Annotated in this window: 9 protein-coding genes; 6 read left to right on the top strand and 3 right to left on the bottom strand. The window is 50.5% G+C overall.

What is annotated here, in order from left to right; genetic code table 11:
- Nucleotides 1-102 precede the first annotated feature (102 nt).
- Nucleotides 103-447 (top strand): hypothetical protein, encoded by a 345-nt coding sequence (locus C6Y45_RS17650; protein WP_160058400.1) that lies wholly within the window; start codon nt 103-105, stop codon nt 445-447.
- 355 nt (nt 448-802) lie between these two features.
- On the opposite strand, the gene C6Y45_RS14065 is transcribed toward C6Y45_RS17650, so the two are convergent.
- Nucleotides 803-1,732 (bottom strand): LCP family glycopolymer transferase, encoded by a 930-nt coding sequence (locus tag C6Y45_RS14065; protein WP_107585869.1) that lies wholly within the window; start codon nt 1,730-1,732, stop codon nt 803-805.
- 385 nt (nt 1,733-2,117) lie between these two features.
- Between C6Y45_RS14065 and C6Y45_RS14060 the strand changes: the two genes are divergently transcribed.
- From C6Y45_RS14060 to cysQ, 5 genes are all read left to right on the top strand, one after another.
- The gene (locus C6Y45_RS14060; protein ID WP_107585868.1) at nt 2,118-3,200 is read left to right on the top strand and encodes an EpsG family protein; all 1,083 of its coding nucleotides are present in this window, start codon (nt 2,118-2,120) and stop codon (nt 3,198-3,200) included.
- 146 nt (nt 3,201-3,346) lie between these two features.
- Nucleotides 3,347-5,323: a glycosyltransferase gene (locus C6Y45_RS14055; protein ID WP_107585867.1), complete on the top strand. Its 1,977-nt coding sequence runs from the start codon at nt 3,347-3,349 to the stop codon at nt 5,321-5,323.
- Between the two features lie 17 nt (nt 5,324-5,340).
- On the top strand, nt 5,341-6,615 hold the full coding sequence (locus C6Y45_RS14050; RefSeq protein WP_245922666.1) for a lipopolysaccharide biosynthesis protein: 1,275 nt from the start codon (nt 5,341-5,343) through the stop codon (nt 6,613-6,615).
- Between the two features lie 15 nt (nt 6,616-6,630).
- Nucleotides 6,631-7,830: a phosphotransferase gene (locus C6Y45_RS14045; protein ID WP_107585865.1), complete on the top strand. Its 1,200-nt coding sequence runs from the start codon at nt 6,631-6,633 to the stop codon at nt 7,828-7,830.
- A 68-nt stretch (nt 7,831-7,898) separates the two neighbouring features.
- Nucleotides 7,899-8,732: a 3'(2'),5'-bisphosphate nucleotidase CysQ gene (gene cysQ, locus C6Y45_RS14040; protein WP_107585864.1), complete on the top strand. Its 834-nt coding sequence runs from the start codon at nt 7,899-7,901 to the stop codon at nt 8,730-8,732.
- A 51-nt stretch (nt 8,733-8,783) separates the two neighbouring features.
- On the opposite strand, the gene C6Y45_RS14035 is transcribed toward cysQ, so the two are convergent.
- Together C6Y45_RS14035 and C6Y45_RS14030 are read right to left on the bottom strand one after the other, a co-directional pair.
- Nucleotides 8,784-9,146 (bottom strand): hypothetical protein, encoded by a 363-nt coding sequence (locus tag C6Y45_RS14035; protein WP_160058398.1) that lies wholly within the window; start codon nt 9,144-9,146, stop codon nt 8,784-8,786.
- Nucleotides 9,147-9,175: 29 nt separating this feature from the next.
- Nucleotides 9,176-10,120, bottom strand: coding sequence for an LCP family glycopolymer transferase (locus C6Y45_RS14030; RefSeq protein ID WP_107585862.1), 945 nt, complete (start codon nt 10,118-10,120; stop codon nt 9,176-9,178).
- Between the last annotated feature and the right edge of the window lie 115 nt (nt 10,121-10,235).

The raw sequence follows: 10,235 nt of genomic DNA, 5'->3' as shown, positions 1-10,235 counted from the left end.
CGCGACATATCGCCGGAATCTTCTGTCGTAATGTTTTTTCTCCTTCTCCATTTCCTTCTCCTCCTCCGGTTGCTTTCGTTAGCTGTATTCTATCACTTTGGCGTGTCTACTTTTTATACTAACTTCAAATTCCGCAGAAAGTTGGTAGAAAAACGGGAAGGGGTGGGAGTATTATTCGCCGTTGGAAGAATTTCAGCGGTGGTTGGAAGTATTACGAGGAAAGTTGGAACTATTCCGGGGAGGGTTGAAAGTATTCCACCACTTGCTGGTAGAATTCCCGCTCCTCCCGTGCCCGCCTGCTTCCTCCCACATAAAAAGCCCGCTTCCCGGACAAACCGGGGAGCGGGCTTTGAGCAGCTCGTTTATTATGTTATTTCAATAGATTTCGCGGTCACGTTTTTACGGGTAGAGGGAGTGTGGTGGAATTTCAATATATGGGCTGAATAGCCTTTGAAACACTCCGGGCACTGAAACGGAAAACTGTTTTTTCGGTTTATTGCTGCACGGCGAATATCAGGTGAACCCGTCCCGTAAGTCTGAACGACGAGGTTGTTCCAGTCTTTAATCGAAGTTACTTCACTGCAGCTGGGACACTCTGCATGAGTCGCTTCAAGAATCTGTTTTTTACGTGTAGTGTTCCAAAACATATACTTCGCTCCCTTATCCGGAATATCACCCTTCCTATTATCGGCCAAAACCTTCCAAAAAGTAAAGAGAAGAATGAGAAATTGTTAAACGATATAAAAAAGTCACTTGAATATAAGAGATCAATACTGTGTGTCTATTCTAATTATCCTACTACTTATTCCAGATGGGCACTTCGACTGTTATCAAGTTCCAGGTGTTCCCGAAGATCGGAACTGATGCGCTGTCTTTCTTCTTCCGATACCATTAAGTACCAGATGCCTTCAATCCGTTCACCGTCTCCGTCGATTTCAAGTGTTTCCTGATTATGGCGGGCACTTGCGTAGTGCTGCTGCAGCTTCATCATTTTGTCGAAGTCAAGATTCGTCAAAATATTGCTGCCGAGTACCTCGAGGAGTTCTTCGGCACGTGTTACCGAGCTCAGCTGGGCGCCTTCATCGATGAGGGCGTTGACGACCTGTCGCTGGCGGGCATTCCGTCCGAGATCCCCATCCGGGTCCTCTTTTCTCATTCTGGAATAGGCAAGAGCTCTCTCTCCATCGAGATAAACATCACCTTCCGGGAAGAAAATATCATTCTGCTCAAAGGCAAATTGATTTTCTACCGGGACACCGCCCACGGCATCAACCATTTCTTCAAAGCCGTCCATGTTGATCGTCACGAAGTAGTCGAGCGGAAGATCAAGATACTCTTCCACCGTTTCCAGAGCAAGCTCCGCTCCGCCGAGACCGTAGGCATGGTTGATTTTATCTTCGCCGTATCCGGGAATAGTCACTCTCGTATCCCGGGGAAGACTCACCATCCGCATCGAGTCGCGGGCCGGATTAACTGTCACGACCATCATGGTGTCTGTCAGCCCCTGCCGGGAATCTTCAGCATCCACCCCGAGAAGGAGGAAAGAAACGGGTTCCTCGTTATCCATATCAATTTCCTGTTCCCGTTCGTCAGACTGGTCCCGTTTTAGCTCTACGTGCATGTCAGAATCAATCGTACGCTGTACAGAATCGTACAAGTAATAGGCGTAACCGCCGCCTGCAAGGAGTAGTAACAAAAACAAAGAACCAAATATATACAGTAGTTTTTTCATTAGAATGAACCCCTTGTAATAGAATTGTAATATATAGTATAAATTGTATACCCGGTAAAAAGCAAACGTATGTCTTTTTTTGTAAAATTAGTAGAAATAATTGTTTACATTTAGCGGGTCTGATCATTTTAATGAAAAAGTCGGATGCGCGGACCTTTCCGCGCAGCGGCAGTGCTTCTTTCATGCCGGGAATCTGGAACCGGAGCTCCCTTTTATCACACCAACTCCTATTATCTCAAAATTTACGTCCCGGCGCATGGGAAATAATACGATATATTTTCAACACTTTTGTGACGCAGGGGTTTGTAAATGGATAAAAAGTGGTACTATGGGTGTATATGTCCAAGTGCGAAAAGAAGCTTAAAGAAAGTGGAGGACAAGCGCCGTGATTTACTATTTTTTATTAACTTTATGGGTAGGAATCCACCAGCTTTCACCTAAAGATGCGTTCCGCTCTTTTCCACATACGTTGGTTCTCACGGCAGCAATCACCATCACTGCAGTGCTTGTAACGCTGATGATCCCGATCACCGGCGACATGGAGCGCTATTTGAATCAACTCGGAAACAGTTCGGAAACGCCGCTGTTACCCGTGCTCGCGGAAGTGCGCTGGGAAACCGGGTTTCTCGTCTTTCAGTGGCTGATCGCACAGATTACGACGAATTCCTACATATATATCGGCGTGACGATGAGCGTAATGTGGATCCTGCTCCTGTATACGCTGCCTAAAATGACTCCCTTTCATTTTCTCCCGCTGCTTTTGTTCGGATACCTCAGCTTCTTTGAATATTTTAATTTGACGACGAATCTGATCCGGCAGGGGCTCGCTGTTCACATGCTGCCGCTTCTGCTCGTGTTTTTAAAAGACCATAAGTACATAAAATCTCTTTTGCTCCTCGGGGCGGCGCTTCTCTTTCACCTCTCTGCGGTCGTGATGGCAGGGCTCATCGTCCTCCGGAAACTGAACCTGAGCATAAAATTTCTCATGATTCTTCTTGCAGCAAGCGTCTTTTTCATGCTGACGGGAGTGCATGAAATGCTCATGATGACGGTCGTCGGACTGATCGGCGGACCGCTCGAAGAAACGGTCCTTCGGTTTACGTCCGAGGAATTTATGGAAAAATCCGGCGGACAGATCAACCGGCTCGATTTTCTGGCGTTTACGCTTTTTTGGGCCGCATGGGGGATCGCCTTTTATTACCGCCTGCTCCGCTCGGACGAATTTTTCGGATGGCTCGTCAAAAGCTACCTCGCCTTCGCGAGTGCGTTTGCCTTATTCGCCTTCATCGCCTATTCCGACCGGATCGCCATGTTCGCCTGGTTTTTAACACCGCTGCTTTTATTTTACCCGATGACGAAAATGACCGGACGGACGAGAATTTACTGGACGGCAGGAGCGATGGTCTTTGCCGTCGCGATGATATTCTTTTTTGACGTTACGGAAGACTTCAGCCACCTGCTGCCTTGAAAATAGATCATCTATTATAGGAGGAACATCATGTTTTGTTTCCTCTTTTTTAAAAGGAAATTTCGTTTTTAGAAGCAGACAGTTTTCCTGTGGTCATCTACAACGAACGTGAATAAAGCCAACTTAGAAAGATAGGGGAGGACACGATGGATATCCTGTTTGTAACAGACAATAATTTGAATACTGTCGGCGGGGAGCAGGAATCGGTGAAAATTATCCTCGGCGAAGTAAAGAAAAATTACGAAACAGGCGTTCTGCAGCCGGGGGAAAAGCCGGCAGAAGTCGACGGCGTGACGTACTTTGAACTTACTCCCTATGAAAAACTGAAGCCGCTCATTAAAAAGCCGCTCGCTTTTGTAAGCTATCTTTTTAAAGCAGCACGCATCATCCGTCAAACGAAGCCAAAGGTCATCCATACACAGGCGCAGGCGAGCTTCTTTCTTGTGGCACTGATGAAATACGCCCAGATCCTCCCCGGAAAAACGACGTTTATTCATACAGAGCGGGGGCTGCATTCCAAGTATGGACGCCCGCTTAAAGGGATCTTTTACGTTTTTCTCCGGAAACTCGATGTACTCGTCACAACAACCGACCGCAACAAGGAGCTGTGGGAAAACGACCTGAAAAAATTCCGCTACGGAAGAAAACTGGAGTACCGCGTGATTGAAAATACGGCGGGGAACTTGTTTGAAGGCGGGGAAGAGCAGACGCCGAATACAGACGGAAAACTCCACGTCGGATTTGCCGGACGATACGTGGACTGGAAAAACTGGCCGCTTGCGCTGGAAATCAGCCGCCTGCTTTCCGAAAAACTGCCGGGAGAAATCAAAGTAAGCATGGCGGTCGGCTGCTTTGAACCGCACACGTATGAAGAAGCAGAAAACATGTTTGCCGAGATGAAAGCACTGCTCGGAGACGACTTTCACGGCCGCATCAACAGTACGCTGGAGGAAATGAGCCGGTTTTATGAAGATATGGACGTCTACATTCTAACGTCCATGCCGGATACGGAATCGTTCGGGCGCACGCTCGTGGAAGCAATGGCGAAAAACACCGTCGCCCTGACAACCAACTCCGGGGGATCGGAGGAAGTCGTCGGAGAAAAAGCAAACATTGGACGCACGGCTCACGACTTTGTGGAACGCATCACCGGGCTGCATCACAACCGTGACGAGCTGGAAAAAGAAAAAAATCGCAGCAGAGAGCGCGTCTTCCAAAAATATTCCACGGCGAACAACCTGGACAAGCATCAGGCGATGTACAAAAGCCGGCTGGAGCCGAAAGAATCCGGACAAACTACGAGTCGAAAAGGTGATCATGTGGGAGTATCTTTAGTATGTACCGTCAAAAACGGCGGCGAGCTGTTTCAGCAGACACTCGACAGCATCAAAAACCAGACAGCGGACAACTTTGAGCTCGTCGTCGTCGACGACGGCTCTACGGACGATACGAACGAACGCGTCCAGCTTTTAGCGGAGGACGTGGAGTTCGGTGTGACGCTCGTGACGACGAACGGCGTCGGCCGGGGCCGGGCGCTGAACCTCGGCGTGGAGCACGCGCAGCACGATTACATTATGATCATCGACGACGACGATCCGATTCATCCGAAAAAAGTGGACGTCCAGTTTCAGGCGGCACTGAACCATCCGGAATTTTCGGTCATCTGCACGAACACGTTTCTTCTATTAAATAATGCCAAGCCGTCCTGGCCTGTGCTGCAGCGAATCCCGGAAGTAACGGATGTCACGCGCCGCGTCTTTATTAAAAACCCGGTCATCCACAGCTCGGTGATGATGAAGAAAAAAGACCTGGACCGCGTCGGGCGTTATGACGAATCGCGCACGTCACAGTTTGATACGGAGCTTTGGCTCCGGTTTGCGACAAACGGCTATTTGATCGGGCTTCTCCCGCTTCCGCTCACCGCGAAGCGTGCGCATGCCAACCAGGCGTTTGAAAACAAACACAACCGCCTCCAGTTTCTGAAAAATACGACCGGTCTGCAGTTGTCGTACTTGAGAAAAGCCGATCTTCCGGCGTACTACTACGCTTTCCCGGCGGCGAAGTTCGCTTACGGTCTTCTGCCGAGGGCACTCCGCATCCAGCTTAGAAAGCTTACGGAGTAGCTGTAGTTGTGAAAACGATGTGGAACAAATGGAAAAAAAGCAAATTCGTCCGCCAGGTGCTCGTCCTTTTTTCGGGCACCGCGTTTGCGCAGCTGATTACGATCGCGGTCGTCCCGATTCTTACCAGGCTGTACACCCCGGATGCGTTCGGGACGCTCTCGATCTATACGTCGGTCGTCGCGATACTGACAATTTTTATGACGATGAAGTACGAGTACGCGATCGTCACCGCCGACAGGCGGAAAGAAGCGGTCGCCGTTATGTATGTGATTCTTCTGATTTTACTGAGCGCGACGGTTTTGTTATACATAGTGATTTTCCTGTTTGGAGAGCTCCTTCTCGGCCTCTTTCAAATTGAAAAGCTCGGAAGCATCATCTGGCTCATTCCAATTTCGCTTGTCTTTCTCGGCGCGATGGCCGTATTGAAATACTGGATGAACCGGGAAGAGGAATACGGTGTACTGTCCTACACAAACATTTCCAACAACGGGAGCCGGGCGCTGACGCAGATTGTACTCGGGTTTTTTACGGCCTCCCCGCTCGGCCTCGTCGCCGGGCAGATGTTCGGTAATTTTTTCAACGCGGCGATGCTTTGGAAAAGCGCCCGAAAGAACACACCGCTTCCTTCTGTCGAAAAGCCTACCGGGGCGGAAATGCGGGAGGCGGCCTGGAAGTTCCGGCAGTTTCCGAAGTTCAACGCACCGAACACGCTCGTCAATAACCTTGCAAACAACTCCCCGCCGCTTCTGCTCGCGTACTTTTTCGGGCCGGCGTTTGTCGGGCTGTACTACATGTCGGTTCGGCTCATTAAAATGCCTGTCAACATTTTCGCGCAGTCGCTCGGCCAGGTGTTTTTGAAAAAAGCGACGGCGATCCATCAGGATAACCGGAGCGTCCTGCCGGCGTATGCGAAAGTGACCGGCGTCCTTGCCGGAGCGGGGATTGTCCCGGTTATTGTATTCGTCCTCTTTGCCCCGCCGCTCTTTTCGTTCGCGCTCGGCGCAGAGTGGGAAGGCGCAGGAGAAATTGCCCGCTGGGTGATTTTATGGCACTTTTTCATCTTTATTCGGGAGCCGGCGCTGAAGATTATTATTATCCGCAGCTGGCAACGGTTTCTTCTCGTCGTGAACACGACGTTTACGACGATAGGCATTCTCGCACTCGTTTTCGGCGGGATGTATCTCGGAGCGATGGACACGGTCATTCTTTACAGCGTGATCGGTGCTGTCTCCAACATCCTCGTCATTGCCGGAACGTTTTTCGGCCTCTTAAAAGAAAAATACCGCCCATAAAAAGGAGGGAAAGCCGTGCTTAAAAAAGCCGCCGCGATGAACGTTCTCGTGCTCGACCGGCTTCTGCGCCGGAAGACACACCGTTCGTTTAAAAAGCTGTACGCCGAAAAAAAATACGCCGAAGCCGCTCCGTACGGCGAAGCGATCTTGAAGCGGAGTCCGCTTGACCACGTCATCCGCCGAAAACTTGCCGCCTGCTACGGGGGAAGCGGCGACACGGAAAAAGCCGTGGACTTGAAATGGCACGGCTTTTCCAAGAAAGAAACCGCCGCCATCGAACGGAGCATCCCGTTGATCGAAAAGAAGCTCGGCCCGCGCGTTATGACACGGATGCTTTATACGGACGGCATGAAAAACCGCTGCATTCTCCAGCATGAAGCAGACGGACGCACGTTTTTAACAAAAGTGATCAATACGTCGGAAAACAAGCGGGAGCTCGTATTTTATAAGCGCATTTATCCGGCGTCTGCGGGTCTCCGAAACGTTTCCCCGCGGCTTGTCAGCCTGATCGAAGACAGCGGCACCGCTTTTATTACCCAGGAAAAAGCGCAAGGAAAGCTTTTAAGTACCGACTGCACGGAGGAAAACGTCGACAAAGCGCTTTTCGCCCTGGAAGAAGCCGTAAGCCTCGAAGAAAAAAAGCTGAAACCGCTCGTTCCGAAGCGGACGCTCATGGAAAAAGGGGAAAAGCTGTTTCTTATTTACATGATTCAGAACCTTCCGCTGCACATGTTTGATAAAATCGATAAAAAGCGGAAAAACACCCGTATTTTCCGGCGGGTGCACCGGGAGCTTGCCCGGAAGAACTTTCCGCAGGAGGCGAAAATCCTCTACAAAGAACTGGAAACGCTCGTCATGGACAAGCCGCTCTATAAAAAGCTCCGGCCGCGCCACTTTACGCTCATCCACGGCGACTTTCACGGAGAGAACATTTTTATCGACCGGGGGCAGTATACCGTGATCGACTGGGCAAGCTTCCGCCGCGCGCCGAGAGTAATCGATGCCGTGAAGCTGCTCGGACGCTCCGGTTTTTCCTTTGAAAAAATCACCCGCGTCTACCTCGACCACCCGGCGCACGGAAAAAAACTCGACCGGGAAGAAAAACAGCTGTTTTTGTACGCCCTCGCCGTCTTCTGGCTCGACCAGCTGCCGAAAAACGCGCTGGAAAGTCACGTACGTCCTTTAATCGACCGGCTCCGGGAGGAAACTGTTTGAACCGACCGTCCCCGGGGAAAAGGCAGGATAGAATATCAACGGACTTATTCGAGAGAGGAGCATGCCCGATGAAAGAAACGATGAAAAAACTTCTTCCCATCTGCCTGGAAGCAGGGGAGGAAATAATGAGGCTGTACAACACCCATGTCAGCACGTCGTTTAAAGAAGACGACAGTCCGGTGACGGAAGCCGATACGAAAGCCAACCGGATCATTGCCGCCGGCCTCGAGCAGCTCGACAGCTCGATTCCGATATTGAGTGAAGAAGGGCAGCATATCCCGGTGGACGAACGGAAAGCGTGGAGCAGGTTCTGGCTCGTCGACCCATTAGACGGGACGAAGGAATTTTTAAAGAAAAATGACGAATTCACAGTCAATATTGCCCTGATCGAAGGAGACTACCCGACGGCAGGCATTATCTACGCGCCGGCGCTTGATGAATGCTGGTTCGCCTTTGAAGGAAATGCCTATAAGCTCGAGCAGGCGTCTGCGTATCAGGGAGGGGCGATCGACACCATCCTCGAGCGGGCGATCCCGCTTCCGATGGCGGAAACGTGGGAAACGGTGCGCATCGCCGCGAGCCGTTCACATTTATCGGCAGAAACGGAAACGTTCATCAGTCAAAAAGAAAAGTTTCACACGGTCGATTTCGTCTCCAGAGGAAGCTCCCTGAAGTTCTGCCTTACGGCGGAAGGAAAAGCGGACTACTATCCGCGCTACGCGCCGACGATGGAGTGGGACACCGCCGCCGGGCAGGCGATCGTGGAAGCAGCCGGCGGACGGGTGGAAACGTACGCCGCCGAAAAGCGGATGAACTACAACAAAGAATCGCTTATTAACGACTGGTTTCTCGTCACTGCGAAAAGTGCGGAAGAAAAAACAGGCAAGCAGAGCGGGGAATAAGCAGGGAATTAGTTAGAGAAGACGGCTGTTTTAGTAAATACCACTGCTTTTTCATACAGTAAAGGTTCTGGGCATTTGTCCTGAACCTTTTTTGTTTTTAAAGGGCTGCTGAACGGAGTTAGATAGAAGGAAAAGGGGGAGCGGCGGGGAATTCTCCCAACTGCTGCCGGAATACTGCCAGCCTCCCCCCGGAATAGTTCCAACTTTCCTTGGAATACTTCCCGCCACCGCTGGAATACTTCCAGCGGCGAATAATACTCCCAGAGCTTCCCGTTTTTCTACCAATTTTCTGAGTAATTGTACCAGCATCAAGAACTCCTCTTCCTTTTCAATGATCTTTGCAGAAGCGAAACACTTCTGCGTTCTGTTTCTCTGTAAAAGCGGCGGGAGGTTGTAAGTCCTTCCCTTTAACAACAAAAAGAGCCGCCCGGAGGCAGCTCTTTTTATGATTCGTCTTCATCTTCCCCATTCACTGCGACCTCGTTCTCGAGATTTAAGTGGGTGCGGAATTCATCTCTTAGGCGCTGGCGTTCTTCATCCGTTACCTGGTAGTACCAGACGCCGTTGATGGTTTCGCCGTGGCCGTCGATATCAAGCGTCTGCTGGTCCGACAGCGTATCGCTGTAGTTGCTCTGCAGTTTACGCATTTTTTCAAAGTCAAGGTTTGTGACGACGTTGCCGCCGACTGCATCGAGAATGTCTTCTACTCTCGTAATCGAGCTGAACTGTGCGCCTTCCCGTACCATCGCGTTGACAATTTGCCGCTGGCGTTCGTTTCTTCCGAAATCGCCGTCGGGATCGTTTTTACGCATACGGACATAGGCAAGAGCTTCTTCACCGTCCAGGTCCACTTCGCCTTCCTGGAAGTAGTGGTCGTTCTGTTCAAAAGAGAAGTTGTTCTCTACGGTGACGCCACCAACCGCGTCGACCATATCCTGAAAGCCGGACATGTTCACGGTAATAAAGTAGTCGAGCGGAATATCAAGGAAGTTTTCCACGGTTTCCAGCGCCAGATCCGCCCCGCCGAAAGCGTGGGCATGGTTTACTTTGTCTTCTCCCCGGCCGGGCAGCTCCATCCGTGTGTCACGAGGCAGGCTGAGCATACGCATCGATTCGTCCTCCGGGTTGACGGTGACGACCATGATCGTATCCGTCCGTCCAGAGGTGGACTCTTCCGCGTCAACACCCATTAAAAGAAACGACGTCGGTTCGCGGTTGTCCATGTCGACTTCCGAGTCCCGGCTGTCCGGCTTGTCGCGGTCCAGGCCGACGTGCATTTCAGAGTTAACGGTACTTTGTACAGAATTATATAAATAAAAAGCAAAACCTCCGCCGACGAGCAGCAGGACGACGAACAGGCCGCCGAGAATATACAGTAATTTTTTCATGAATTAGTCTCCTTCGCGTCTGATTCTATTGTCCAGTATAAAAGATAAGGGAGAAACTAACAATATAATTTTAGGACCATTGAAAGATTTTCCCATAAAACATTTACTTTGCGGG

The sequence above is a fragment of the Alkalicoccus saliphilus genome (assembly GCF_003044065.1).
In the GTDB taxonomy this organism is placed as follows: Bacteria; Bacillota; Bacilli; order Bacillales; family Salisediminibacteriaceae; genus Alkalicoccus; species Alkalicoccus saliphilus.
Note: the sequence above shows the minus strand (reverse complement) of the source record. Positions and strands in the feature narration are given on the sequence as shown.